The following is a 26,236-nucleotide window of genomic DNA, read 5'->3' on the forward strand; positions in this document are numbered from 1 at the left end:
TAAGTATAAAACTTACGCTTTTTTTGTTCTTAAAACTCGTTGTTATGTGTTCGCATGTTTTTTTTCATAATCTAAAAATAATGTTCGTGATTTACTCTTTTTTTTAGTATATTTTATTTTAATATTCGAATTTTAGTTGAAGTATTGGCTTATTCTTGATACAATGATTCAGGATTAAATAAAATTGAATGAGGTGTTCAGATGTCATCTGTAGTAGTTGTAGGGACGCAGTGGGGCGATGAAGGAAAAGGAAAGATCACAGACTTTTTAAGTGAGAATGCAGAAGTCATTGCTCGCTACCAAGGTGGAGACAACGCAGGTCATACAATCAAATTTGACAATGAAACATATAAGCTACACTTGATTCCTTCTGGGATTTTCTACAAAGAAAAAATCAGTGTCATTGGAAATGGTGTGGTGGTCAATCCAAAATCATTAGTAACAGAATTAGCTTATTTGCATGAACGTGGAATCGTGACAGACAATTTACGAATCTCTGATCGAGCTCATGTGATTTTACCTTACCATATCAAATTGGATCAGTTACAAGAAGATGCCAAAGGCGAAAATAAAATCGGTACAACGATTAAAGGAATCGGACCAGCTTACATGGATAAAGCAGCTCGTGTTGGTATCCGAATCGCTGATTTATTAGATAAAGAAATTTTTGAAGAACGTTTAAAAATCAATCTAGAAGAAAAAAATCGCCAATTTGTTAAAATGTTTGATGATGAAGCATTGGATTTTGACGATATCTTTGAAGAATATTATGAATATGGACAACAAATCAAACAATATGTAACAGATACATCGGTTATCTTGAACGATGCGTTGGATCACGGAAAACGTGTATTATTCGAAGGCGCACAAGGCGTGATGTTAGACATCGACCAAGGAACATATCCATTCGTCACTTCTTCCAATCCAGTTGCCGGCGGTGTAACAATCGGTAGTGGTGTGGGTCCAGCAAAAATCGACAAGGTTGTCGGTGTATGCAAAGCGTATACGTCACGTGTTGGTGATGGTCCGTTCCCAACAGAATTATTCGATGAAGTAGGAAATCAAATCCGTGAAGTCGGCCGTGAATATGGAACAACGACTGGTCGTCCACGACGTGTGGGCTGGTTTGACTCTGTTGTCATGCGCCATTCTAAACGTGTTTCAGGTATCACCAATCTTTCTTTAAATTCAATCGACGTTTTGAGCGGTTTAGAAACAGTGAAAATTTGTACTGCTTATGAATTAGATGGCGAATTGATCTATCATTATCCAGCAAGCTTGAAAGAATTAAATCGCTGTAAACCAGTCTATGAAGAATTACCTGGTTGGGATGAAGACATCACTGGTTGTCGTGATCTAGCAGACTTACCAGAAAATGCGAGAAATTATGTTCGCCGTGTTTCTGAACTTGTCGGTGTTCGTATTTCAACGTTTTCCGTTGGGCCAGATCGGACACAAACAAATATTATGGAAAGCGTTTGGGCACAAATCTAACATAATATGAGACAAGCACTCAATTATCTAGTAAAATGAATATACTATCAAGTGGGTGTTTGGAGGATTTAAAAATGTATCAGATTCTGACAGATTCATGTTGTGATGTGCCTTATGAAATACTAGAAGAAAACAACGTTGATTTTATTTCGATGCATGTCTCAATCGGTGGCACTGAAATTGCCGATGACTTAGGACGTCATTTTAAAATTGCTGATTTTTATCAACAAATCAAAAATGGTGCAATGCCAACAACTTCGCAAGTCAATGTTGGTCGTTATGTAGAATTTTTCCGTAGCTATGCAGAGAAGAAAATCCCGATTTTGTATATTTGTTTCTCTTCAGGTATGAGCGGGTCTTATCAAAGTGCGATGCAAGCGGTGGAGATCTTGAAAGAAGATATACCAGCAGCAGAAGTCTATGTCGTAGATTCTTTGGCTGCCAGCGGCGGTGAAGGACTGATGGTCTATGAAGCAGCTCAGAAACAGCAAGCAGGAATGTCTCTGAATGATTTGTATGATTGGCTAGAAGAAAACAAATTAACCTATCATCATTGGGTGACTGTAAATGATCTTCATCATCTACAACGCGGAGGTCGTATCTCAAAAACAAGTGCTGCAATTGGTGGTTTGATGAATATCAAACCGATCATCACTGTAGATGTTGAAGGAAGATTACAAAATGTCGACAAGGTGCGAGGACGTAAAAAAGCCTTGCAATTAGTTGCTGATAGAATCAGTGAAGCAACGAAAGATCCAGCAAATCAAACAATTTTTATCACTACCAGTGCTGATCAAGAAGGTGCTGAAGAAGTGAAGCGTCATTTAGAAGAAAGCATCCAACCAAAAGAGGTTCGGATCTTTCCATTAGGAACGACGATTGCTAGCCATACAGGTCTTGGCTGTATCGCAGTCTTTACGCGTGGTGAAAAAAGAAGTTAATCAAAAAACGAGGAAATCAATTGATTTCCTCGTTTTTTATTGTCTAATACAGTTGGCTTAATTGTTTTTGGACTTCAGGATTTTCCAAGAATTCATCATAAGTCGTTTCGGCACGGTCAACGACACCATTTTCAGAAATGGCGATAATCCGGTTAGCGATTGTTTGAATAAATTGATGGTCATGAGAGGCAAATAAAAGCGAACCTTTATATGCGATCAATCCATCATTCAAAGCTGAGATCGACTCTAAATCCAAATGATTCGTTGGATCATCTAAGACTAAGACATTTGATTTTGACAGCATCAATTTTGATAACATACAACGAACTTTTTCACCACCAGATAAGACATTGACGGGTTTCATCACTTCGTCTCCAGAAAACAACATCCGGCCTAAGAAACTGCGTAAGAAAGTATTGTCATCTTCTTCTTTACTAGCATATTGACGCAACCAGTCAAGAATTGGCAGGTTGTTATCAAACTCTTTAGTCGTATCTTTTGGCAGATATGCTTGGCTTGTTGTTACTCCCCAACGAATCGTACCAGTATCCGGTTCAAGATCTCCCATGATAACTTTAAATAAAGTCGTTGTCACTAAGTCGCTTTCAGCGATGAAAGCCACTTTATCATCACGATTTAAAGTGAATGAGATGTTATCAAGAATTTTCTTTCCATCAATCGTCACACTGACATTGTCAACTTGCAACAAGTCGTTTCCGATTTCTCGTTCTGGTTTGAATTGAACGAATGGGTAACGGCGTGAAGAAGGTTGAATATCATCAAGTGTGATCTTATCCAACATTTTTTTTCGAGAAGTCGCTTGTTTTGATTTTGATGCGTTAGCGCTGAAACGAGCGATAAAATCTTGTAATTCTTTGATCTGTTCTTCTTTTTTGGCATTTTGTTGTGACTGTAATTTTGCAGCCAATTGGCTTGATTCCAACCAAAAATCGTAGTTACCGACATATAATTTAATTTTACCGAAATCAAGATCGGCCATATGGGTACATACTTTGTTCAAGAAGTGACGGTCATGGGATACGACAATCACGGTGTTTTCAAAGTTGATTAAGAATTCTTCTAACCAGTTGATGGATTGGATATCCAATCCGTTTGTCGGTTCGTCTAATAATAAGACATCCGGTTTACCAAAAAGCGATTGTGCCAAAAGTACTTTGATTTTTTGACCGGCAGTCAATTCGCCCATTTTTTGTTGGTGCAAATCTTCAGGGATATTCAAGCCCTGTAATAGAACTGCTGCTTCAGGTTCTGCTTCCCAACCATCAAGTTCAGCAAATTCACCTTCTAATTCTGCCGCACGAATACCATCTTCATCGGAAAAATCTTCCTTCATATAAATGGCGTCTTTTTCTTGCATGACTTGGTATAAACGTTGATGGCCCATGATGACCGTCTCAAGAACAGTATAGTCTTCAAAGTCAAAATGATTTTGTTTCAAAACAGCCATTCGCTCATTAGGCCCCAGAGTAACCGAGCCAGTAGATGGTTGAATATCACCTGCTAAGATCTTAAGAAAAGTTGATTTTCCGGCACCATTTGCACCAATCAACCCGTAACAATTGCCGGGAGTGAATTTAATATTTACGTCATCAAATAATTTACGGTCAGGGAACTGTAAACTAACGTCACTTACTGTAATCAATGATTTTCCTCGCTTTATCAGTATTGGCGTAAGGCCTCTTTGCATTATATCGGGGAACATCTGAAGTTTCAAGCTTCCTTAAGAATTTACTTGCAGTTTAAAATAGGATAGACTGGGGAACTGAAGGGATGTGTCAGTATGATCGGGATAGTTATCGCGACCCACGACCATTTAGCGGACAGTCTGTTAAAAACAGCTGAATCTATTTTGGGTGAGCAGAGCTGCGTGGAAACAATAAATATTGAACCTGGAGCTACAGGATTACAAAAAAAGATTGAAAATCTCTCCAAAGAATTATTGACGAAAGTTGATGAACTCGTTTGGTTAGTCGATATGTTTGGCGGTACACCATTTCGTTATGCCAGTTATTGTGTAATCCATGATTCACGACAATCTTTAGTGACGGGGGTGAATTTGCCGATGGTCTTACAAGCGTTGGTCAATCGAGAATTATCAGCAAATGAACTAACAAAACAGTTAGAATTAGAAGCTAAACAAACGATTCGAAGAATGTAAAAAGAAGCTGCGACGAGATCGCAGCTTCTTTTTTAGTTCAACAGCTCTCGTAAAGTTGGCATATCATGGACATGATATTTTTCTTTAAATGCCTGGATTTGTTCCTTCGAGAACTTTTCAGGCTCTAATTCTAGTGCTTCAACAGGCAATGGTCGTTCGTCTTTGATTTTGATATCGATTACAACAGGGCGATTACTTGCTTTAGCAGCAGTAAAGGCAGGTTCTAATTGGCTGTATTCTGTAATTGTGAAGCCATCAGCACCAAGGGCTTCACCAACCTTACCAAAGTCTGCACCTTCAAGGAAGACCCCAAATTTTTGTTGTTCAGTATCTTCTTGTTCGGCTTCAATAAAACCAAAGGCATTATTAGAAAAAACCACGTTGATAACTGGCAACTTATATTTTACTTGTGTAATGATGTCTTGCATTTGCATGGCAAAACCGCCATCGCCGCTAAATGTAAAAATTTGCTTGTCAGGAAAAGTTAATTGCGCTGCGATTCCACCTGGCACGCCATTACCCATTGTCGCAAACCAGCCAGAAGTTGTAAAACGTTGTTCGCCGTTCATCTCTAAATGACGGATTGCATTCAATGTGACATTTCCAACATCGGCAACGTAAACAGCATCTTTTTCAGCGATACGATTGACTTCTTTAAAGACAGGTTCTGCACGAAGAGGTGTTGATTCATCGTGGTAAAAACTCTTCCGCCATGCGTGCCAGTTACGGATATTTGCTTGATTTGCTCGTAACCAGTCATCTGCGGGACGTTTCTCACCAAGTTCAGCCCAGCGGCGAAGAGTCGTAGCACCATCACCTAAAATAGAATAATCTGCGTGGTGGCGTCGTCCAAACTTAGCGGCATCAATATCTACTTGAATAAACTTTGCCTCCGGGTTAAAGAAAGAACGACCAAATGGGAAATCGCTGCCGACAAATACGATTAAATCAGCCTCAGCTAACGCTTCATTTGCAGGTTTAGTTGCTACACGTGCTGCAAAACCTAAAAAGTTCTCATATAGATCAGGGATGATACCCTTAGCTAAAACCGCGGCAGCGATTGGCATTGAAAAATGTTCAGAAAAAGATTTGACAGCATCAAGACCGCCGCGGACTCCTTGACCGACGTAAAGTACTGGACGTTTTGCCACTTCGATCAAAGGTAAGGCCGCTTGGATGTCTGCTTCGTCTGAGAGCAAGACACCGGTCTTATGATTTTTTGCCGTTGCAATATCTTGTTCTTCAATTTCAGTAAAACCAAAATCAACCGGGATGGTAACGACAGCGACACCTTTTTGCTGATAAGCCGCTTTGATGGCTTCATCTATCACATGTGGCAAACTTTCAGGCGTCATCACCGTACGGTTATAAACGCTGACATCTGCGAACATGGGATTTTCATTTAACTCTTGAAAAGCGTCATAGTTCATGGCAGTCGAAGCGACCTGTCCTAATAAAGCTAAAAGGGGAACATGATCCATCTGCGCATCATAGAGTCCATTGATTAAGTGACTAGCGCCAGGACCTGCCGAACCAAAGACAGCGCCTACTTTACCAGTTAGTTTTGCATCAGCTGCAGCAGCAAGAGCACCGGCTTCTTCATGACGAACTTGGATGTATTTGATCGACTCGCGTTCATGATACAAAGCATCCATTGTCGAATTGAAGGAACCGCCGGGAATACCATAAATATGGTCGATGCCCCAAGCCTCTAATACTTTGACCATCGCAACGCCTGCATTGATTTTTGCCATTCTCTTCACTCACTTTCATTTGTAAGGTTCCTACTAAAAAGTATAACGTGCCTTAAAAAAACCGGCAAAGAAAGTGTCTTAGGAAAAAAGTTTACAGGTATACCTAAAATATGCTAAAGTTAATATGAATAAACGGTTTCAATAATAAAAATGAGACCAATTCGATCAAGCATTTTTTAAAAGTAGAGAAAAATACTTAGTGATTTTTGGAATCAACTAATTAATGAATTTTCTAGCGAGCAGGATCATTAGATTTATTTTTATACGAATAATGAGATTTAGGAGGATGTTATGATTGGATGGTTATTAAGTTTAGCAACTTGGCAACAAGCATTAGTGGGTACACTGTTTACCTGGGGGATGACGGCATTAGGTGCCGCGTTAGTTTTCTTTTTTAAAAAAATTAATCGCAATGTATTAAATTTGATGTTGGGTTTTGCTTCAGGTGTGATGATCGCGGCTAGTTTTTGGTCATTACTGGATCCTGCGATTGCAGCGGCTGAAAAAAATGGCTCGATTCCTTGGCTAGTGGTTAGTTTAGGATTTGGATTAGGAGGATTATTTTTATATATCGCTGATAAAACAATCCCTCATATGCACTTTGGACCAAATAAAGAAAAAGAAGGACTACCCAGTCATTTGAAACGGACGATTTTGCTCGTGTTCTCAATTACCTTGCACAATATCCCAGAAGGATTGGCAGTAGGAGTAGCCTTTGGTGCTGCAAATGAAGCAGCGAATCCTGCAGTAGCTGTTTTGGCAGCGATTTCTGTTTCATTAGGGATTGGAATCCAAAATTTCCCAGAAGGTGCGGCAGTCTCGATTCCTTTGCGTCAAGAAGGATTGAGTCGTACAAAATCTTTTCTTTATGGACAGGCTTCTGGTCTGGTGGAACCGATTGCCGCGGTAATCGGAGCGTTGTTAGTCACTAGCGTCGAACCTTTATTACCGTATGCCTTATCGTTTGCTGCAGGAGCTATGATTTATGTTGTAGTAGAAGAATTGATCCCTGAAGCGCAAGTAACAACAGATAGCAAGCATCATTACGGTGTGTTTGGAGCTATGATAGGTTTTATCATTATGATGATTCTAGATGTTGCATTAGGATAGAGATAAACGAATTCAATAAAAAAATCGTAGAAGATCGGTAGTTACCGAATGCTTGCTACGATTTTTTTAGTTGCAGATTAATAAGTCCGACCACGTCGTTTTGTTAGCCAGTTGACCAAAAGATAAGCCAAGGCTAGTGGGATAGCAACTTTAAAGAATAATTTGATCAAGCCTGCAAAAATCGGGCCGACGATACTCAAAAGTAAACTACCAACTAAAAAAAGACCGATAACAGCTAAGATACGTACAACTATAGGATACTCTTTCATCATTTTAATGTCCTTCTTTCCATCTGTTTTATTTGAATTTAGTTTAGCAAATTACTTTTCTTTTTACGTCCAACTTAAGACGTATTTATGATAGGCCTTTACCAAGTTTAATGACTAAAGTTATTAATCTATGAAAAAATAGATGAATATGTGCAAGTAGCACTGTTATTCTTGATATTTCATGTATTTTTTTGTTTAATAAAGACAACGGAAAAGCTTATTTTTTATTAGTAATAATAGAAAGTCAGGAGAAAAAAATGTCGAAATCACGAATTGAGGCGTTCACCGATGCAGTTATTGCAATCATCATGACATTGCTCGTTTTAGAATTGCATGAACCAAGTTCAGCTGATTGGTCAGCTTTTTTAGTTATGAAACATAAATTTATTGTTTATTTGATCAGTTTTGTCAGCCTAGCGATTTATTGGAACAATCATCACCACCTCTTTCATTTAGTAAAAAAAGTGGATGGCTGGGTGTTGTGGGCAAACAATTTTTTGATTTTGATGATGACCTTATTTCCTTATGCTACTGCTTGGGTGGGAAATTATCCCTTTGATTGGCCGCCGCAAGCTTTGTATGGCTCGATTATTTTAGGGACGGACTTTGCTTATTATTTGTTAGTACGAGCATTGGTTCGAGCAAACGGAATAGATTCTCAGATTGGACAGATGTTCCGACATTATCCTAAATTGTACTTATCGATTGGTCTAACTATCGTGGCCTTGATTTTAGGGAAATTAATCGCACCGATTGCTGTATTAATTGTCAATGCTTTGATTTTGTTGATGTGGTTTATTCCAGAAAAATCAATTGAAAAGACTTTATAAATAGATTAATTCTAAAAACTGTGACACTGATCTGTCGCAGTTTTTTTATAAGAGAATAGAAAATTTAACAGGTTAGTGCAGGATTTATTGCTTGAATAAATCATAGCTACTATGCAGATTTTTTATAGAATAGACCTATGCACTTTTTTGGTTCTGTGGTAGAGTCTAAGCAGATACTTGTATGGAGGATCTTTATGTTAGAAGCAATTATTTTTGATATGGATGGCGTGTTGGTCGATTCAGAATACACGTACTTTCAAAGTAAATCACAGATGTTAAAAGAAGCAGGTCACGAAGTAGAAGAGAGCTATCATTTTCAATTTATGGGCACAACGAGTGAGTATATGTGGGAACAAATGAAACAAGAATTCTCATTGCCTTTATCGGTACCGGAATATGTTGAACAAATGACATCTTTGCGTCAAGCGTTGATCAAACAAAATGGAATCAAAGTAATCCCTCATGTGCAGGACTTTGTTAAGCGATTACATGAAGGAGGCTTAAAATTAGCAGTGGCATCATCGTCTTCGTTAGTAGAGATCAAAGAAAATTTAGAAACGATTGGTTTGGCAGATTATTTTTCAGAAGTCGTCAGTACCGAAGAAGTGACACATTCAAAACCAGCACCAGACGTATATTTAGCAGCAGCTAAACGATTAGGTGTCGCTCCTGAAAATTGTCTGGGGATTGAAGATACTAAAAATGGTACAGGAGCAGTACGAAATGCCGGTATGGTTTGTGTGGGTTATGCTAATCCGGCGTTTCCTAAACAAGATTTGACTTTTGCAGATACGATCGTAGCGACTTTTGCTGATCTTGATGCAAACAAACTTAATAATATTTATCAGAAAGTGAGGGAGTCACATGCCTAGAGCAGCAATTTCTAGTAAAGCCTTTTTAGTTGAAGGCGGGTGCAATGCTTGCAAAATGCGAAATGCAGAGACGTTTACGATTCATTTTGAAGATCGATTATCTGAAATGTTGGATAATTTTGATGTTCCTTCTCTTGTTCAAACAATCGTTCAAAAAAATGGCTGGCGTGAAACAGCAATCCCTGTAGGTATCGGAGAAGAAATGATTGTTTTGAAAAAAGGCAATGATGTAATCGAACCGAAATACTTAGGCAATCAAGTTGTTTATCAAGCAGAGAATCAACGAATTCAAACGAAGCAAACCTTTGCAGAAACTACCGAATTGTTTGATCAGGTCAATCAAATCTTGGTCCAACTATTCAACATTGAACCTTATGAGATAAAAATGGCTGTTGATTAAATCCTAGAGAAATCTAGGATTTTTTTAATTTTTGCTGATAAATTGACTATATATTGAAACTAGATTAGTCATCTTTGGTTTTGAGCGGTTATTTTGCCTTTTTGTGAAAGCGTATTCTATGATGGAAGATAGGAGGGATGAAACTATGCAGAGACAATTTGACAAACAATTTATTGGCGGGAAATGGAAACGAGGCAGTGATTCCAAGCATGTGAATGAAGATAAGAACCCTTATTCACAAGAGACGATGCTTACAATTCAAGGCGCAAGTACCCAAGATGTCGATGAAGCCTATCAAGCCGCGCAGAATGCTCAAAAAGAATGGATGACCAAGACACCTCAGGAACGAAGTGAAGTGATACAAAAGGCAGCTCATTTAATAGAAGAACAACAAGCAGAGATCAGCGAATGGTTGACCAAAGAAGGTGGCGCAACAAAAATCAAGGCAGGAATTGAAGTCAGTTTGGCCAAAGGAATTACTGAAGAAGCAGCTAGTTTCCCAATGCGTATCGAAAATCAGCTGTTACCTACAAATAATTCTGGCGAAGAAAGTTTTGTCATCCGTCGACCAGTTGGTGTGATTGGAATTATCAGTCCATGGAATTTCCCGTTTCATCTGACGATGCGTTCGTTAGCACCGGCTATTGCTGCAGGAAATGGGGTAGTCATCAAACCAGCGAGTGACAGTCCCGTCACAGGAGGACTTTTACCAGCCAAAATTTTTGAAGAAGCGGGCGTCCCTAAAGGATTGGTGAATGTCACTGTTGGCAGCGGTAGTGAGATTGGTGATTACTTTGTAAGTCATCCTATTCCAAGTCTCATCTCTTTTACTGGCTCTACACCAGTTGGGAAAAATATTGCAAGTCATGCAATGAATGGAGAAAAGATTAAACAAGTAGCATTGGAATTAGGCGGAAATTCACCTTTTATTGTTTTAGCAGATGCTGATATCGAGGAAGCTGCTCATGCGCTAGTTGTCAGTAAATTCATGCATGCTGGTCAGATCTGTATGGCAGCAAATCGAGCAATCGTAGTCGATGAGGTTTTTGATCAGTTTGTTCATAAAGTAGTCGAACGAGTAAAAAAATTGATTGTAGGAAATCCTGCTGAAGCGGATACGATCATCGGTCCAATCATTAATCAAAAACAAACAGATCATATCAAAGAAGTTCTTCAGCAAGCGCAAGTAGCTGGAGCAAGGTTTTTAGTAGAAGGTTCAATCAAAGGACAAGTCGTTGAACCAGTTGTGTTAGTTTCAGACGATCCTACTTTAGCAATTTTTCATGAAGAGATTTTCGGCCCAGTGCTTCCAATCTTGAAAGTAAAAGATACAGACGCTGCGATCAAAGCAGCGAATGACACAGAGTATGGTTTGTCCAGTGCTTTATTTACGAAAGATGTGACTAAAGGCAGATTATTAGCAAATAAAATAGAAGCCGGTATGTGTCATATCAATGGCTTGACTGTAGCTGATGAACCCAATGCACCATTTGGCGGAGAAAAAAATTCTGGTATCGGACGTTTTAATGGCAAATGGGTACTAGAAGAGTTCACCCGTATTCAATGGGTGACAACCAGAACCGAAAAAAATAACTACCCATTTTAAATTATGAAAAAAAGATAGGGACATACAGTAAAAAAATTCTGAATAAAAGGGTTACTGAGAGGACGATAAATAGTTCAATTCAGTACCCTTTTTTAGTTTATTCAACATTCAACGTTAAAATACAGTATTTTTACTGATAAAGACTGTGAAGTCTAACTTACATAAAAAACAGACAAATAATGAGACTGTTGATAAAATCAATAGAAAAAAAGAGTACCAAGTTGCATAAAAGATAGTAAAAAATAGGAATGTAACTAAGTATTCGTGCTATTATTTAGATGTTTCTCAGTTCCATTTATTTTTTTTATAAAAAAATAGTATTTATCAGCACCAAGTTGCATAAAAAACACTGAATTATTTGTGAACAAATAAGATGGAAATGTAAGCGTTTTTCATTTAAATTAAGGATGTAAAGAGGGATAAGGATGAACTTAGAAGAACGAACCAATCAGATTTTTGTTGAGTTAATCAACAACCCGCAGATCACTAGTAAAACATTGTGTGAAAAATTTGATTTAACGCGTGGGCAATTAAACTACGCGTTGAAAAAAATTAATGATTCTTTACTAGATGAAAAGTTGAGTGAGATCAAACGAACAAAAAATGGACATTTTCTCATCGCAAGTGAGATTCTCTCAAATTATAAGGGTGGTGATGAACAGCTCGGGGAATCAACCGAGAGTTATGTATTTTCCGGTAAAGAACGAGCGGCCATAATCGAATTGATGTTACTTAGTAAAGAAGACTATTTATCGTTGAATCACTTTATTGACGAACTAAAAGTCAGCCGTAATACCGTATTACGAGACTTGAAAGAAGTTACCCAAGAGCTTCAACAAAGTCAACTAGACTTGAAATATACTCGTCAAAAAGGCTATTTCATTCAAGGAGATGAGTGGAACAAACGCAATGTTCTTTCTAATTTATTGAATAATTTAGCAGTGATGTACAACGGTATCAATTTCATTAGCCAATTTGCTAATATCAATCCACAACAGATTGAAGTCTTTCGCAAGCGAGTGGAATTAGTGGAAGAAGAGTTGAGGGTTCAATTCACAGATGAGCGACTGAAAACTTTACCATTGTTGATTATTTTAGTAATTCGACGAGCACAAAAGGGCAAGCTGATTTCTTATAGTTTTAAAGTCAACTATCGAGAGTTAGCTGATACAAAAGAATATTTAGCAGCTGATCGAGTTATTTGGGATGTTGATGGCTTAACTGAAAATGAACGCGTTTACTTGACGATGCTGCTGCTGACGACCAATCTTTCACGTGGTGATATTTTGTCAGTGAAAGAGATCAATAAAATGCGGGAAGCTTTAGAAAAAGTTATCGCAAATTTTGAACGGATTGCTAGTGTCAACTTAGAAGAAAAAGAAAAATTATTGGAGCGATTACTCGTTCATATGCGACCTGCGTATTATCGAATCAAGTATCATTTGAATCTGCAGACCCGTTTTTATCAAGAAAATAAAGATGCAAATCTATTTTCATTGTTCTTTTTAGTTAAAGAAGCCAGCGGCCCTCTAGAAGCTTATTTCGATCAGCCGATTCCAGATGCAGAATTGTTTTTTATTTCGTTATTCATTGGCAGTCATATTGTAGAAAGTTCAGAAATCGTCCATCCGGAAAATCGAAAGCAAGCAATTGTTGTATGCCCAAATGGTATTTCAATCACTGTCTTATTAGAGAATACATTGAAAAATTTGCTTCCAGAGATTGATTTTGTTACATCGATGTCTGCTCGAGAATTCTACCGAAAAGATTATGATGTAGATTTCATTTTTTCAGCAGTTCCGTTGAAAACAGAAAAAAAAGTTTTTGTTGTGAATAATTTTTTATCTGAACAAGTAAAACGGCAATTACGAGAACGAGTTTTACGTTCTACGGCAATTATTCACACTGAGATTGTAACGCTGGAAAAAATCTTAGCAGTAGTAAAAAAACATGCCACCATCGAAGATGAAGCAGGTCTTCATGAAGAACTATTAAGTTTGTTTGCTCCTAAAGAAACTAGAATTCTAGAAAAGAAACGTCCACACTTGATAGATTTATTAAAAGGCGAAACAATCCAAATTTTTGAAGAGACAATTAGCTGGTCTGAAGTATTAGATGCGTTAGCATACCCGCTAGAGCGTCAACAGATTATCACGACGGATTACGTCCAGACATTAAAAAAAGAGATGCCCGTCCCACCAGCTTATACAATTTTACGTCATAAGATCGCGTTGCCGCATACAGTAGCTGAGGCAGGAGCAATTGGGGTAGGAATTAGTTTGGGATTAGTAAAAAAAGGTATCTTAACTGAGGATGGCAAAAGGATTCATACAGTAATCCTATTAGCTTCTAATGATAAAGAAGAACATCTCGATTTGATTTTTGAAATGATGAGTTTAGCAGGTGGAGATGAGTTAACAAAATTAGAGAAAGCGACCACAAAAGAAGAAATTCGGGAGTCGTTGAGCAATTTCAACGATGAGTATTGGAGGGCAAAATAATGACAGAAACGACACTAAGTTCCTATGTGAAAGAACCGTTAGTTTTCGCACAAGCAAATTTTTCTTCAAACGATGAATTGTTTGAAGAAGTTTATCAGAAAGCAGCTGATCTTGGATGGGTTCGAGAAGACTTCTTAGAAAGAATTAAGAAACGAGAAGCAACCTTTCCGACGGGAATTCAATTGATGAGTTTGGGAGCAGCGATTCCCCATACAGATGCAGAATGTGTATTGGAAGAATTTGTGGCAGTCATTACACTGCAGGAACCGGTAGTTTTTAAAAGTATGGAGGACAATAGCAAGCAAGTTGAAGCCCAAATCGTCTTTGTATTAGGGTTGAATCAACCTCATGCACAATTAGAAATGCTGCAATCTTTGATGGGACTATTACAAAACGAATCAGTTTTATCAAAATTATTAGTTGCAACAACAGAGAATGAGTTAATCAGTACCATTAAAAATAATCATTTATAGAAAAGGGAGAGAAATATTATGAAAGCAATTCGCGTATTAGTAGCATGTGGAGCAGGTATCGCAACATCAACAGTAGTTATGAAAAAGGTCGAGGAATTATTCGCTAAGAATAATATGCCCGTAGAAATCACGCAAATCAAAATTGCAGAAGCAGCAGGAAGACAAGATGGAGCAGATATGTTGATCTCGACAACGATGCTACCGACACAATACAAAATTCCAGCAATTTCAGCAATGGCATTTCTAACAGGGATTGGAACAGAAAAAATCGAGAATCAAATTATTGAAGTAGCTAAAGGTATTCAATAATTTTTGGCAAAGGAGCTAGTTTACAAGTTTTAACTAAGTCGGTTTGTATTCATAGATAGCTTGTAAGCTAGCGATGCGTTCTAATTTTCTTACAGGTAGTTAGTTGAATAAGGTAAAAGAAATGACTTACTCGAAGTTAGATACACGAATAATTTATATATTAAAACGATTGGGAGGAAGGAATCTATGGATGGTTTAATGAATGTGGTCCAGAGTATTTTAGGTGCTGGCGCAAGTGTCATGTTGCCGATTATTATCTTCATTGTCGGTATTATTTTCAGAGTTCCAGTAAAAAAAGCAATTGTATCGGGGATAACCGTAGGTATTGGGATGATCGGAATCAATTTGGTGATCAATGTATTAACTACAAATGTTGGTCCAGCTGCACAAGCAATGGTTGAACGGTTTGGATTGAACCTGACAATTATTGACGCTGGCTGGCCAGCAGTCTCAGCCGGGACATGGGCGCAACCAATCGCGGCTGTGATGATTCCAGTGATTTTAGTTGTAAATTTGGTTATGTTGGCATTAAATCGGACCAAAACACTAAATATTGACATCTGGAACTACTGGCATGTTAGTTCTGTAGCAGCAACTGGTTATATTGTAACAAAAAGTTTTTTCTTCGGCATCTTATGCGGAATTTTATTTACGATTATCATCCAAATCATTGCTGATAAAACAGCACCAAAAGTTCAAGAATATTATGGATTAGAAGGAATCAGTATTACAACTGGTTCAGCGCAAGGTTATGCTATTTTGGCGTTACCAGTTGGCTGGTTAGTCGACAAAATTCCTGGTATCAATAAATTAGATGTAAAACCTGAAACAATCCAAAAACGATTTGGTATTTTTGGAGAACCAATGATTATGGGGATCATCATCGGGATGTTCCTTGGTTTATTAGGTGGTTACGACTTTATCGGTATTTTACAAATGGGAATAAATATGGGTGGTGTAATGTTCTTAATGCCACGAATGGTAAAGATCTTGATGGAAGGATTAATTCCGATCCAAGAAGGTGCTCAAAAATTATTACAAAGTCGCTATGGTGATCGTGAAATCTATCTAGGAATGGATGCGGCATTAGCAACCGGATCACCAGCAGCATTATCAACAGGTCTTTTAATGGTACCTATCACATTATTCTTAGCGGTTATTTTACCAGGAAACCGAGTATTACCATTTGGAGACTTAGCAACTATTCCATTTTTCGCTGCTTTAGTTGTCCCTAGTCGTAAAGGAAATATTTTACATTCAGTTATTTCTTTAACCGTTGTTATGGCAGCAGCATTACTAATGGCAACAAACTTTGCACCAGTTATCACTGAAATGGCTCAAGGAATCGTTAAATTCCCAGAAGGTGCAGCTGAGATCACGAACTTAGATACTGGCGGAAACTTTTTGAAATGGATCTTCCTAAAATTCTCAGAATTAGTTGCTCAAGTAATGTAGGAATTAATCTAATTTTTCAATGATAAAAATAAAAAGGATACATTCAATTTAGAAACAAAAACTATCTAAAGAAATAAAATACACAAAAAAATCAAAATAATTTTCCAACCAAAATTATTTTCCTTAATATGAATGAGGAGAGACAGTAATGACAAAAATGATGAAGGGCGTTTCAAAACAAGAACCAGGATATGACAAAATGGAGTTTATTGATTTATCAGTACCGGAAGCTACTGAAGATAAAGTATTGATCAAAGTTGCTTATACAGGTATTTGTGGTTCTGATATTCATACATTTAAAGGAGAATATAAAAATCCTACAACACCTGTTGTACTTGGGCATGAATTTTCTGGACAAGTTGTAGAAGTAGGCGACAAGGTAACAAAAGTCAAAGTTGGTGATCGTGTAACCAGTGAGACAACTTTTTATGTCTGTGGAGAATGTGACTACTGTAAAGAAAAGAAATACAATCTATGTCCACATCGTAAAGGAATCGGGACCCAACAAAATGGCTCAATGGCCAATTATGTACTAGCTCGTGAAGAAAGTATTCATTTATTACCAGATCACCTAAGTTATGAAGGAGCTGCGATGAGTGAACCATTGGCTTGTTGTGTTCATGCAATGTATCAAAAGAGTCATTTAGAATTAAAAGATACGATTATTATTATGGGCCCTGGTCCAATTGGTTTATTCTTATTACAAATTGCTAAAGAGATTGGTGCTTTTGTCATCATGACTGGGATCACGAAAGATGCTCATCGTTTAGCCTTAGCGAAGAAGCTAGGTGCAGATATTATTGTGGATACAATGAAAGAAGATTTAGCTGCCATTGTCAATGAAGTGACAGATGGATATGGCGTGGATAAAGTTTACGATGCATCAGGAGCTGTACCAGCAGTCAATGCTAGCTTGCCATTGCTTCGTAAACAGGGCCAATTTGTACAAGTTGGTTTATTCGCTAATAAAATGGTAGATTTGGATACTGAATCTATTATTCAACGAGAAATTGAATACATTGGTAGTCGGTCACAAAACCCATATGATTGGCCGATTGCGATTCATCTATTAGCTAAAGGTGCCATCAATATTGATGAAATGATCACGAAAAAATTCCCACTGACACAATGGCGTGAAGCTTTTGATAAAGTAATGGAAGGCAATGAAATCAAGGTAATGATTGAGTCTAATCCAGGAGAATTTTAAACAAAATAAGTAAGCTATACCAAAATACTTGGTATAGCTTTTTTAATTTCAGGAGTATTTTTATAGAAATCATTTGAATATGTGGATCCAAACATAAATACAATATTGATTAAATCTTATATAAATGTTATTTTAAATCAACAATATAAAGAAAGCGTTTACTATCATTTTTGTTTGAGCTAGACTGGAAGTAAAATAAAAAAGGAGGAAAATAAATGGATTTAGATAATCGAAGTGTTCAAGTTTTACAACTTATTGCTTCTACAGTAAATATTTCTTCAAAAGAAATTATAGAGAAATATGACTTAACTCGTAATCAATTGGATTATGCATTAAAAAAAATCAATGCTTATTTACAAGAAAATGACTATCGAAAAATCATTCGCTCACGTAATGGTACTTTTGTAGTAGATACAAAAGTAGTTAATTCTTTTTCGGGAATTGAGAATAGTGAGAGTCAGTTGATGGCAGATGAATATAGTTTTTTAGAGGAAGATTATCGTCTTTTAGTTATTTTATTACTAATTTTTTCTGCTGATTATCTTTCACTGTATCATTTTTCTGAGAGTTTAGAAGTTAGTAAAAATACAATTGTTTCTGACATAAAAAAATTAAAAAAACAACTGAAACAGTACAAACTAACGATCGATTATTCCAGAAAGAATGGTTACTATTTTCGAGGAGATGAAGAGACTATTCGGGGACTGATTCTTGTAGTAACAGATCAAGTAATCGACTCAATTTATAATCACCAAATTTTTGAAAAATATTTAGCTATACAATCAAAAGAAATTGAAACACAAAGAAAGCTACTACGTTCAATCGAGAAAGAATTACAAGTTCAATATACTGATAATCGGATACAAACAGCTCCTTATTTTTTAGTACTATTAGATCGTAGAATAAAAAATCATCACTATATTGAGAAATATTTCGGTTTACAAGCAAAAGAAATTATGGATACTAATGAATATGCAGCTGTTGTAAAAGTATTAGCTGGTAAAAAAATGTTGCCAAAGTCGTATACAGATCACCTTTATCTCTGCCTTTATATCCTCTCACTTAAGATAACTGATTTAAGTAATATTTTTTCCCTTAATAAAGAGACATTACGAATACATATCGAAATGTTTATCACCACATTAGAAAAAAATACAATCATCCAACTAAATGATAAGGAACGATTGATTGAAAATTTGATTCTTCATTTGATACCGGCATATTATCGAATTCGATATGGCTTAACTTCTGATTATATGTTAACAGATATTGTTAAAAATCAATTGGACCCGTTATTTTTTATTGTGAAATCATCGATTGCTCCTTTGGAAGTATTTTTTGAAGAGCGGATACCAAATGATGAGATTTATTTGATTACTATGTTTATTGGAGCTTATATGCAAAAAGAAAAACCTATTAATCTTGATAATACGATTGTAAAAGCCGCAGTTGTCTGTCCAAATGGTATTATTAGTTCAAAACTTTTGGAAAATACATTAGACAATTGGTTTCCAATGATTCACTTTAGTACGTCTCTATCGATTCGTGATTTTTATGAAAAGGAGAAAACTTTAGATATTCAATTAATTTTTTCGACTACTCCATTAAAAACAGATCTACCTGTTATCGTTGTTGGCAACGATCTTTCAGATATGAATAAAACTTTGATTGTCAATGAGGTGATTCAGTTAATTTATAAAATTGATAGTTATAAATTACAACCAGATCATATTCTATCAATCATTAAAAAGCACCTTCCAATGAATACTGAAACAGAAGGGAAAATTCGTAAAGAATTGATGATCTCTTATAATTCAATTTTCCAAATTCAAGATCAAGAAATTCTAACAAATGAAACAAAGTTAAATTTGAGTGATTTGATTACGAAGGAAAGTATCATCATTTTGGAGAATAAATTGAGCTGGTCAGAAGTTTTACAGGCAGCAACAAACAATTTAATTGATCGAAATATTGTTGAGGCTCGTTATTTGAAACACTTAGAAAATCAATTTCCTGAAGTGACCCCTAATATTTTATTAGGAAATAAAATTGTTATTCCCCATACAGTTCCTGAAAACGGAGCTAATGAATTAGGAATGTGCTTAGCGAAGGTAACACAAGGGTTTATGAGTCAAGGAAAAACATATCATTATGTCGTTGTTATTTCTGCAACTGATAAAAAAATGCATATCCAACCTATGATGCAATTGTTAAAAATTGCTAGTGATCCTAAGATAATCCGATGTCTAGATAATGCAAATGATAAAGAGTCACTATTAGCAATTATCCAAAAATTTAAAAAAATATAAATTTAGGTCTACTCTAAGTTAGAGTGGCCTTTTTTCTTTTCAATTACTTAATTAATTGAAAAGAAACACTTGATAAATTAATGTTTTCAGCAAGTCATACAAATATTCAGGAATAGGTTCAGTAAAAAATGAGTTCAAAACAAATTCAAAAGAAAGCGTTTGCGTGATATCTTTTGATTAAGCAAGAAGCAAAAAATAGAACAGGAGGGATAAAGTGATTAAACGAGAATTGCTTTTTAGCAAAATGAAACCACAAGATTACGAAGAAATAATTACATTTCTAGGACAAAAGATGGAGGAACTAGGGTATGTTAAATCAACCTACGTTCCAGCGGTTTTAGAAAGAGAAAAGAGTCTCCCAACAGGATTACAGATGGGAGATTATGGTATTGCGATTCCTCATACGGATCGAGAACATGTGCGTCAATCGATTTTGGCAGTGGCTACTCTGAAAGAACCTATTGAAGTTCATTCAATGATTAATCCAGAAGAAAAGGTACGTGTTTCATTAGTCATTTTAATGGCAGTTGAGGATCCTGATGGTCAGGTTAAAATGCTCAGCAAATTAATGGGACTTTTTCAAGATATTGAGACACTAAAACGTTTAGAAAAAGCATCATCTGTAGAGGAAATGTATACCATCATAACAAAAATGGAATTAGAAATTGCGTAAGCAAAAAGGAGGAATAATAATGAAAAGATACAATGTATTGTCAGTTTGTGGTTCAGGAACAGTAACATCATCAATGGTGGCAGAAAAATTGAAAGAAACATTAGGAGAAAAGGGATATGCTATCGATACAACAGAGGCCAATCCCAATGAAGCTTTGTCGTTAGCAAATACAGGTAAATTTGATTTCATTACGTATACTAGTCCGTTACCTGAAGGTGATTATGGAATTCCAGTAGTAAATGCGATCGGTTTCTTAACGGGTTTTGGTGAAGAAGAATTTCTAGAAGAAGTGGATGAAGTTTTACTGACACTAGATAAATAATTTTTTGAGAAAAGGCTGTTTTTGGTTTCTTACAGAAAGTATTGATTTATTTAGCAAAGTAAAAAAATAAATATATTAAAAAAGAAGGAGTAATGAGATGTTAGAAACATTAAAGAGTGTTTTTGATACATTTGGCTCAGCGGTTTTTGTTCCTGTAATGATTTTTGTCGTTGCCAAAGTATTGAAAGTGAAAACTCAAAAAGCATTTTTATCTGGATTATATGCGGGTGTAGGGCTGATGGGTTTCACCTTGATTTTGAACTCATATACACCAATTATTTCCAAAGTGGTTCAACAGATGGTCGATCAAACAGGGATCAATCTCCCAGCCTTTGATGTAGGTTGGCAAGCAACTGCATTAGTTGCCTATTCGACAGAAGCAGGGATGATCTATCTAGTTATCGCATTGGTGCTACAAACAGTACTTTTCTTAGTGAAATGGACCAATGTATTCCAACCTTCAGATTTATGGAATAACTATTCCTATATGGTTTGGGGTTCGATGGTATATCTAGCTACGAAGAATATGATCTTAGCAGTTGTTTTAATGTGTTTATTAAATATGTACAGTTTATTATTGTCAGAAATGTTAGCCAGAAGATGGTCTAGTTATTATCATTATCCAAATTGTACAATTATAGCAATGCATAATATCGAACCAGGCATCTTTGCTTTATTAATGGATCCGATTTGGAACATGATTGGCTTGCATAAAGTTCGTTTAAATCCTCAAGGGTTACAGAAAAAATTAGGCTTTTTAGGTGAACCAATTTCTTTAGGATTGTTTTTAGGTCTATTTTTAGGAATTCTAGGAAATTTAAGTAATTTAGCTGAATTATCTGCTTGGGGACAGATTACAGAGGTTGGAATTGCAACGAGTGCGGTAATGGCAATCTTCCCTAAAGTAGCAGGAATTTTTGCACAGGCATTCAATCCAATATCACAAGCAGCAAGTAAAAATGTTCGTGGCAACAATGAAGGACGCGAGTGGTATCTAGGTGTAAATGATGCAACCGGATATGGTGAACCAGCAACATTGATTTCAGGAATACTTTTAATTCCGATTATGGTTTTCATTGCAATGATTTTACCTGGAAACCAAACGTTACCAGTTGTAGACTTGTTAGCGATTCCGTATATGGTCCAAGCATTAGTATGTTTATCAAATGGAAATATTGCAAAGACATTAATTAACGGTGTGATCTGGTTTAGTCTAGGTTTATATATGTGTACTTACACAGCACCAATGTTTACAGAAATTGCACAAACGGTAGGTGTTACTTTACCAGCTGGTGCATTAATGGTAACAAGTTTTAACATTTTAGGAAAACCGATTTTTGGTTTAATCTTCTTAGCATTTTTAAGTCAGAATCCATTATGGATCGGCTTGACAATCGTTGCATACTTTGTCGTATACTTCTTATTCCGTAAAAATAAAGAAGCGTTTTATGGATATGTTGAACGTGCTGCGGCAAAAAATAGTGTCGAGAGTCCTGAAGCCAAAACTAAGGTAGCTTAATAGAGAAGGATGAAAGATATCATGACAAAAAAAATGAAAGCAAGCGTATTAGTAAAACCTGGCGTATTGGAAGTTAAAGAAGTAGATATTCCGGATATTAGTGAAGAAGAAGTATTAGTTAAAGTTGCTTACGCGGGGATCTGTGGCTCAGATGTACCCCGCGCAAACTTAGAAAAAGGTGCAAGAATGTATCCGCTCATTTTAGGGCATGAATTTAGTGGTACTGTAGATCGGGTAGGATCACAGGTCACAAAATTTCAAGTAGGAGACAAGATCGCTGTTGCACCATTGATCCCAGATCCAAATTCTGAATACACAAAAGAAGGGTCTTATGGGCTCAGTGATAATTATAACATAATCGGTACAGGCAGTAATGGAGCCTTTGCAGAATACGTAAAAGTACCTGAAGAACATTGTGTAATGATGCCAGAAGATTTAGATTTGTTATCAGCTGCTGGAGTGGAACCAGCAACAATTAGTTGGCATGCGATGCAACGCTCAGATATTAAGGTAGGAGATACAGTCGCAGTTCTTGGTTGTGGACCGATTGGACAATTTGCGATTCAAATTGCAAAAATATTTGGTGCGAAAAAAGTAATTGCAGTTGATATTTTTGATGAAAAATTGAACTTGGCAAAACAACTTGGAGCAGATGTAATAATCAATAGTAAAAATCAAGATTTAGAAGAGGCCATCAAGGCAGAAACTGGTCTAGGAGTACATGTAGTAATTGAAACGGCAGGAAGTAAGTTTACTCAAAAACAAGCACTTTTAATTACTCGTAAGCACGGGACAATAGTGCTAGTTGGGATATCGCACCAAGACTTGCCGTTATCTGAACATGAAGCAGAACGAATTATGCGAGCAGAGTTAACAATTAAAGGTTCATGGAATTCTTATACGGCACCTTATCCTGGTCGTGCCTGGGAAGCAACGCTAGATGAAATGTCTAAACATCGTATCAAGTTTAAAGAAATGATAAGTCATGAAATTACATTAGATGATTTACCAGATATATTGCCTAGGATGTTTAAGCGAGAACTTATCTATAACAAAATCGTTGTTGCAATTGATCCAGAATAAAGATCAGACACATTTTTTTGAAGAAAAAGAATAATTCTAATAAAAAGAATAAGGGGTCTTAAACGATGTTAGAACAATTAAAAGAAGAAGTATTTCAAGCAAATTTAGCATTACCTAAACATGGTTTAATTAAATACACTTGGGGAAATGTCAGTGCGTATGATCCTGAGACTAAGTATTTTGTTATCAAACCTAGTGGTGTCAGTTATGAAGAAATGACAGCTGATGACATGGTTGTAGTTGATTTGGATAATAACGTCATTGAAGGGAATTTAAATCCGTCATCTGATACACCGACTCATGCGGTTTTATACAAGGCATTTCCGGAAATTGGTGGTGTTGTTCATACCCATTCAACCTGGGCAGCAGCTTGGGCACAATCTGGCTTGGATGTTCCAGCAATGGGAACTACTCATGCTGATACATTTTATGGCTCAGTCCCTTGCGCTCGTTTCTTAACACAAAATGAAATTGATAAGGGTTACGAACACGAAACTGGGAATGTGATTATTGAAACTTTTCGTGAAAGGGGAATTAAACCTTTAGAAGTTCCAGGAGTTTTGCTACACGGACATGGCCCATTCACTTGGGGAAAAGATGCAAATAGTGCAGTAATGAATGCTGTAGTATTAGAAGAAGTCTGCAAGATGAATTTATTAACACGACAATTAAATTCCTTTGCAGAAGAATTACCACAGCGAGTATTGGATAAGCATTATTTACGGAAACATGGTGCGAATGCTTATTATGGACAAAAATAATTAGTAGTTTAGGAGGATTAAGATGATTAGTAATTTGTTTATTTTGATTGGATTAGCCTTTTTTATCAAAATATTTTTTGATGGTGCTAAAAGACTGGTCATTGGTGCCAATGGTGATGTCGTAAAAAGCAAAACTTATTGGATTCATGGCTTGTTAGGTGTGGCTTTTATGATCGTGGCACGACTAATTACGATCCTCCTTTAATTAAGTATAAATAGTGGAGGATGATGGGATGAAACTGCATGAGATCAATCAAGCTCCTTTTATTCGAGAAATGTGTGAAGCAACTAGTCAGTTGTGGGCCTATGGATGGGCTGAAAGAAATGGAGGAAATATTAGCTATCGATTACCACAAGAGGAAGTTAAGTATTATCTCGATCTTAATCGAGTCAAAAAAATAGTAGCTTTAGATTTTACTGTAAAAAGTTTAGCTGGAGAAATCTTTCTCGTCTCTGGTTCAGGTAAGTATTTCAAAAATATTCAAAAAAATCCGGCAGACAGTCTAGCAATTATTCGAATAAATACAGAAGGAGATTGCTATGAATTATTATGGGGACTAGAAGGTGATGATTTACCAACCAGTGAGTTAGCTTCTCATTTACAATGTCATGCAGTTCGTATTAAACAAGACTCAGAGCATCGAGTTATTTTGCATACACATGCAACAGCAATTTCAGCGATGACATTTATACATGAATTGGATGAAAAGAAATTTACTAAAACGCTATGGCAAATGATTACAGAATGTTTGGTCGTATTTCCTGATGGAGTATCGGTTCTTCCGTGGATGGTGGCTGGTACAAGTAAGTTAGGTGCTGCATCAGCAGAAAAAATGCAGGCCTCTAGAATAGTAATCTGGCCACATCATGGAATTATGGGTGCAGGACAGACGATGGATGATGCTTTTGGTTTAGTAGAAACCGCTGAGAAAGCAGCAAAGATTTATTTACAGATTTGTTCAACTCGACAAGAAATTAAACAACAAATTACTGATCAACAACTTTTAGCTTTGGCTACAGAATTTCATGTGAAACCGAAAGCGGGAATATTAAGGGGAGAAGGTAGACAAGATGACTAACATAGTCGTAATTGGCGATCCTTTTGTTCCAGCAAAAAATCTCGCTTCAGCAGCAAAAGGGTTAATACTCGAACAACCACTCAACATTCAAATGTTTGATTGGTATGCTGAAAAATCTCGTTCAGAATTTCGTGAGATTATTAAAATATTGGAACATGACGGACCGAATGATTTTGAATTATCTACAGATATACTGACTGCAATGGAAACAGCTGATTATCTTTTAGTTCATTTGGCACCAGTTTCACGAAATTTATTAACTCGTGCAAGAAATTTAAAAATCATTGGAACTTGCCGCGGTGGTCTAGAACACATCGATTTAGCAACAGTTAAGGAAATGACTAATCTTTCTGTAATTAATGTTATTCGTAATGCAGAGCCTGTTGCAGACTTTACGATTGGATTGATGTATGCGACCGTCCGTAATATTGCGACCTCTGCAATTCAAGTAAAAAATGGTAAATGGCCACAAAATTTTCCTAATGATGCATATAAAACGTCATTTTCCAATCAAAAAATTGGTTTGGTAGGTTTAGGACATATTGGAAAAATTGTAGCAAAACGTTTAACTGCTTTAGGATTAGAAGTTAGTGCGTATGATGCTTTTATTGATCAAAAAACTCTAAATCAAGAAGGCTATCAGATCAAGTTAAAAAGTTTAAAAGAGATTTTTAGTGATTCAGATGTAGTATCTTTACATTTACGGGTAGTACCAGAAACAAAAAATCTTGTTGATCAATCATTGTTAAAATTAATGAAACCAAGTGCATATCTGATTAATACTGCTCGTCCAGATATCATCAACCAGGCCGACTTTGTTGAGTGTTTAAGAAATAAGCAGATCGCTGGTGCGGGTATCGATGTATTATGGGAAGAACCAATTCGTTTGCAGGAGCCCTTATTGGAACTGGATAATGTAGTGATTACGTCGCATATTGCAGGAGATACGATTGATGCAATCGAACGTTCTCCACAATTACTACAAGCAGAAATGAATAAAGTATTACAAAAAGCTTAAGTAGACGAATCTACTTAAGCTTTTTTTATTGTGTTTCATAAATTAGTGTACCTTTTTAAACTGTTAGAAAAA

Annotated in this window: 25 protein-coding genes; 22 read left to right on the plus strand and 3 right to left on the minus strand. The window is 36.4% G+C overall.

Annotation, left to right across the window (positions count from 1 at the left end):
* Positions 1-201 precede the first annotated feature (201 nt).
* Together P7D84_RS08485 and P7D84_RS08490 are read left to right on the plus strand one after the other, a co-directional pair.
* Entirely contained in the window at positions 202-1,494 is a 1,293-nt protein-coding gene (locus P7D84_RS08485) for an adenylosuccinate synthase (protein ID WP_137603669.1), read from the plus strand.
* 74 nt (positions 1,495-1,568) lie between these two features.
* Complete coding sequence (locus P7D84_RS08490) at positions 1,569-2,435, plus strand: DegV family protein (RefSeq protein ID WP_311806033.1); 867 nt, start codon at positions 1,569-1,571, stop codon at positions 2,433-2,435.
* Between the two features lie 43 nt (positions 2,436-2,478).
* Here P7D84_RS08490 and P7D84_RS08495 read toward each other — a convergent pair whose 3' ends face one another.
* Positions 2,479-4,098: an ABC-F family ATP-binding cassette domain-containing protein gene (locus P7D84_RS08495; protein WP_137603667.1), complete on the minus strand. Its 1,620-nt coding sequence runs from the start codon at positions 4,096-4,098 to the stop codon at positions 2,479-2,481.
* A gap of 138 nt (positions 4,099-4,236) precedes the next feature.
* Between P7D84_RS08495 and P7D84_RS08500 the strand changes: the two genes are divergently transcribed.
* Positions 4,237-4,614 carry a PTS sugar transporter subunit IIA gene (locus tag P7D84_RS08500; RefSeq protein WP_246022692.1) on the plus strand — a complete coding sequence of 126 codons (378 nt, stop codon included), beginning with the start codon at positions 4,237-4,239 and terminating at the stop codon, positions 4,612-4,614.
* Between the two features lie 32 nt (positions 4,615-4,646).
* On the opposite strand, the gene spxB is transcribed toward P7D84_RS08500, so the two are convergent.
* A complete protein-coding gene (spxB, locus tag P7D84_RS08505) occupies positions 4,647-6,368 on the minus strand; it encodes a pyruvate oxidase (protein WP_311806035.1) in 1,722 nt (573 codons plus the stop codon).
* 291 nt (positions 6,369-6,659) lie between these two features.
* On the opposite strand from spxB, the gene P7D84_RS08510 reads away from it, so the two are divergent.
* Positions 6,660-7,478: a ZIP family metal transporter gene (locus P7D84_RS08510; RefSeq protein WP_311806037.1), complete on the plus strand. Its 819-nt coding sequence runs from the start codon at positions 6,660-6,662 to the stop codon at positions 7,476-7,478.
* A gap of 77 nt (positions 7,479-7,555) precedes the next feature.
* On the opposite strand, the gene P7D84_RS08515 is transcribed toward P7D84_RS08510, so the two are convergent.
* Positions 7,556-7,750 (minus strand): hypothetical protein, encoded by a 195-nt coding sequence (locus tag P7D84_RS08515; protein WP_311806038.1) that lies wholly within the window; start codon positions 7,748-7,750, stop codon positions 7,556-7,558.
* A 254-nt stretch (positions 7,751-8,004) separates the two neighbouring features.
* Between P7D84_RS08515 and P7D84_RS08520 the strand changes: the two genes are divergently transcribed.
* The 18 genes from P7D84_RS08520 (at position 8,005) to P7D84_RS08605 (ending at position 26,164) form a co-directional block, all read left to right on the plus strand.
* Entirely contained in the window at positions 8,005-8,577 is a 573-nt protein-coding gene (locus P7D84_RS08520; protein ID WP_311806040.1) for a TMEM175 family protein, read from the plus strand.
* 194 nt (positions 8,578-8,771) lie between these two features.
* Positions 8,772-9,449 carry an HAD family hydrolase gene (locus P7D84_RS08525; protein WP_311806042.1) on the plus strand — a complete coding sequence of 226 codons (678 nt, stop codon included), beginning with the start codon at positions 8,772-8,774 and terminating at the stop codon, positions 9,447-9,449.
* On the plus strand, positions 9,442-9,849 hold the full coding sequence (locus tag P7D84_RS08530; protein WP_311806044.1) for a DUF4809 family protein: 408 nt from the start codon (positions 9,442-9,444) through the stop codon (positions 9,847-9,849). Before P7D84_RS08525 ends, P7D84_RS08530 begins: the two co-directional genes overlap by 8 nt.
* Positions 9,850-9,994: 145 nt before the next feature.
* Positions 9,995-11,455 carry an aldehyde dehydrogenase family protein gene (locus P7D84_RS08535; RefSeq protein ID WP_311806046.1) on the plus strand — a complete coding sequence of 487 codons (1,461 nt, stop codon included), beginning with the start codon at positions 9,995-9,997 and terminating at the stop codon, positions 11,453-11,455.
* 425 nt (positions 11,456-11,880) lie between these two features.
* Positions 11,881-13,956 (plus strand): BglG family transcription antiterminator, encoded by a 2,076-nt coding sequence (locus P7D84_RS08540; protein WP_311806048.1) that lies wholly within the window; start codon positions 11,881-11,883, stop codon positions 13,954-13,956.
* Positions 13,956-14,429, plus strand: coding sequence for a PTS sugar transporter subunit IIA (locus P7D84_RS08545; protein ID WP_311806050.1), 474 nt, complete (start codon positions 13,956-13,958; stop codon positions 14,427-14,429). The genes P7D84_RS08540 and P7D84_RS08545 overlap by 1 nt, the downstream gene beginning before the upstream one ends.
* 18 nt (positions 14,430-14,447) lie before the next feature.
* A complete protein-coding gene (locus P7D84_RS08550; protein WP_311806052.1) occupies positions 14,448-14,738 on the plus strand; it encodes a PTS sugar transporter subunit IIB in 291 nt (96 codons plus the stop codon).
* Positions 14,739-14,924: 186 nt separating this feature from the next.
* Positions 14,925-16,193: a PTS galactitol transporter subunit IIC gene (locus tag P7D84_RS08555; protein ID WP_311806054.1), complete on the plus strand. Its 1,269-nt coding sequence runs from the start codon at positions 14,925-14,927 to the stop codon at positions 16,191-16,193.
* Positions 16,194-16,341: 148 nt separating this feature from the next.
* On the plus strand, positions 16,342-17,400 hold the full coding sequence (locus P7D84_RS08560) for a zinc-binding dehydrogenase (RefSeq protein WP_311806056.1): 1,059 nt from the start codon (positions 16,342-16,344) through the stop codon (positions 17,398-17,400).
* A 215-nt stretch (positions 17,401-17,615) separates the two neighbouring features.
* The gene (locus P7D84_RS08565) at positions 17,616-19,709 is read left to right on the plus strand and encodes a BglG family transcription antiterminator (protein ID WP_311806058.1); all 2,094 of its coding nucleotides are present in this window, start codon (positions 17,616-17,618) and stop codon (positions 19,707-19,709) included.
* 214 nt (positions 19,710-19,923) lie between these two features.
* Complete coding sequence (locus P7D84_RS08570) at positions 19,924-20,382, plus strand: PTS sugar transporter subunit IIA (protein ID WP_311806059.1); 459 nt, start codon at positions 19,924-19,926, stop codon at positions 20,380-20,382.
* A 19-nt stretch (positions 20,383-20,401) separates the two neighbouring features.
* Positions 20,402-20,704 (plus strand): PTS sugar transporter subunit IIB, encoded by a 303-nt coding sequence (locus tag P7D84_RS08575; RefSeq protein ID WP_137603650.1) that lies wholly within the window; start codon positions 20,402-20,404, stop codon positions 20,702-20,704.
* A gap of 97 nt (positions 20,705-20,801) precedes the next feature.
* Positions 20,802-22,223 carry a PTS galactitol transporter subunit IIC gene (locus P7D84_RS08580; protein WP_311806061.1) on the plus strand — a complete coding sequence of 474 codons (1,422 nt, stop codon included), beginning with the start codon at positions 20,802-20,804 and terminating at the stop codon, positions 22,221-22,223.
* Positions 22,224-22,244: 21 nt separating this feature from the next.
* Complete coding sequence (locus P7D84_RS08585) at positions 22,245-23,306, plus strand: galactitol-1-phosphate 5-dehydrogenase (protein WP_311806062.1); 1,062 nt, start codon at positions 22,245-22,247, stop codon at positions 23,304-23,306.
* Positions 23,307-23,371: 65 nt separating this feature from the next.
* Positions 23,372-24,067 carry an L-ribulose-5-phosphate 4-epimerase gene (locus P7D84_RS08590; RefSeq protein WP_311801433.1) on the plus strand — a complete coding sequence of 232 codons (696 nt, stop codon included), beginning with the start codon at positions 23,372-23,374 and terminating at the stop codon, positions 24,065-24,067.
* Positions 24,068-24,089: 22 nt separating this feature from the next.
* Positions 24,090-24,272, plus strand: a complete 183-nt coding sequence (locus P7D84_RS08595; protein WP_137603646.1) for a hypothetical protein — start codon at positions 24,090-24,092, stop codon at positions 24,270-24,272.
* Between the two features lie 28 nt (positions 24,273-24,300).
* Complete coding sequence (rhaD, locus tag P7D84_RS08600; RefSeq protein WP_311806064.1) at positions 24,301-25,146, plus strand: rhamnulose-1-phosphate aldolase; 846 nt, start codon at positions 24,301-24,303, stop codon at positions 25,144-25,146.
* A complete protein-coding gene (locus tag P7D84_RS08605; protein ID WP_311806065.1) occupies positions 25,139-26,164 on the plus strand; it encodes an NAD(P)-dependent oxidoreductase in 1,026 nt (341 codons plus the stop codon). Before rhaD ends, P7D84_RS08605 begins: the two co-directional genes overlap by 8 nt.
* Positions 26,165-26,236 lie beyond the last annotated feature (72 nt).

Source organism: Enterococcus dongliensis, assembly GCF_031927985.1.
In the GTDB taxonomy this organism is placed as follows: Bacteria; Bacillota; Bacilli; order Lactobacillales; family Enterococcaceae; genus Enterococcus_A; species Enterococcus_A dongliensis.

Coding starts and splice junctions, on each gene's coding strand:
- P7D84_RS08485 (WP_137603669.1), top strand. CDS start 202: ATGTCATCTGTAGTAGTTGTAGGGACGCAGTGGGGCGATGAAGGAAAA.
- P7D84_RS08490 (WP_311806033.1), top strand. CDS start 1,569: ATGTATCAGATTCTGACAGATTCATGTTGTGATGTGCCTTATGAAATA.
- P7D84_RS08500 (WP_246022692.1), top strand. CDS start 4,237: ATGATCGGGATAGTTATCGCGACCCACGACCATTTAGCGGACAGTCTG.
- spxB (WP_311806035.1), bottom strand. CDS start 6,368: ATGGCAAAAATCAATGCAGGCGTTGCGATGGTCAAAGTATTAGAGGCT.
- P7D84_RS08510 (WP_311806037.1), top strand. CDS start 6,660: ATGATTGGATGGTTATTAAGTTTAGCAACTTGGCAACAAGCATTAGTG.
- P7D84_RS08515 (WP_311806038.1), bottom strand. CDS start 7,750: ATGATGAAAGAGTATCCTATAGTTGTACGTATCTTAGCTGTTATCGGT.
- P7D84_RS08520 (WP_311806040.1), top strand. CDS start 8,005: ATGTCGAAATCACGAATTGAGGCGTTCACCGATGCAGTTATTGCAATC.
- P7D84_RS08525 (WP_311806042.1), top strand. CDS start 8,772: ATGTTAGAAGCAATTATTTTTGATATGGATGGCGTGTTGGTCGATTCA.
- P7D84_RS08530 (WP_311806044.1), top strand. CDS start 9,442: ATGCCTAGAGCAGCAATTTCTAGTAAAGCCTTTTTAGTTGAAGGCGGG.
- P7D84_RS08535 (WP_311806046.1), top strand. CDS start 9,995: ATGCAGAGACAATTTGACAAACAATTTATTGGCGGGAAATGGAAACGA.
- P7D84_RS08540 (WP_311806048.1), top strand. CDS start 11,881: ATGAACTTAGAAGAACGAACCAATCAGATTTTTGTTGAGTTAATCAAC.
- P7D84_RS08545 (WP_311806050.1), top strand. CDS start 13,956: ATGACAGAAACGACACTAAGTTCCTATGTGAAAGAACCGTTAGTTTTC.
- P7D84_RS08550 (WP_311806052.1), top strand. CDS start 14,448: ATGAAAGCAATTCGCGTATTAGTAGCATGTGGAGCAGGTATCGCAACA.
- P7D84_RS08555 (WP_311806054.1), top strand. CDS start 14,925: ATGGATGGTTTAATGAATGTGGTCCAGAGTATTTTAGGTGCTGGCGCA.
- P7D84_RS08560 (WP_311806056.1), top strand. CDS start 16,342: ATGACAAAAATGATGAAGGGCGTTTCAAAACAAGAACCAGGATATGAC.
- P7D84_RS08565 (WP_311806058.1), top strand. CDS start 17,616: ATGGATTTAGATAATCGAAGTGTTCAAGTTTTACAACTTATTGCTTCT.
- P7D84_RS08575 (WP_137603650.1), top strand. CDS start 20,402: ATGAAAAGATACAATGTATTGTCAGTTTGTGGTTCAGGAACAGTAACA.
- P7D84_RS08580 (WP_311806061.1), top strand. CDS start 20,802: ATGTTAGAAACATTAAAGAGTGTTTTTGATACATTTGGCTCAGCGGTT.
- P7D84_RS08585 (WP_311806062.1), top strand. CDS start 22,245: ATGACAAAAAAAATGAAAGCAAGCGTATTAGTAAAACCTGGCGTATTG.
- P7D84_RS08590 (WP_311801433.1), top strand. CDS start 23,372: ATGTTAGAACAATTAAAAGAAGAAGTATTTCAAGCAAATTTAGCATTA.
- P7D84_RS08595 (WP_137603646.1), top strand. CDS start 24,090: ATGATTAGTAATTTGTTTATTTTGATTGGATTAGCCTTTTTTATCAAA.
- rhaD (WP_311806064.1), top strand. CDS start 24,301: ATGAAACTGCATGAGATCAATCAAGCTCCTTTTATTCGAGAAATGTGT.
- P7D84_RS08605 (WP_311806065.1), top strand. CDS start 25,139: ATGACTAACATAGTCGTAATTGGCGATCCTTTTGTTCCAGCAAAAAAT.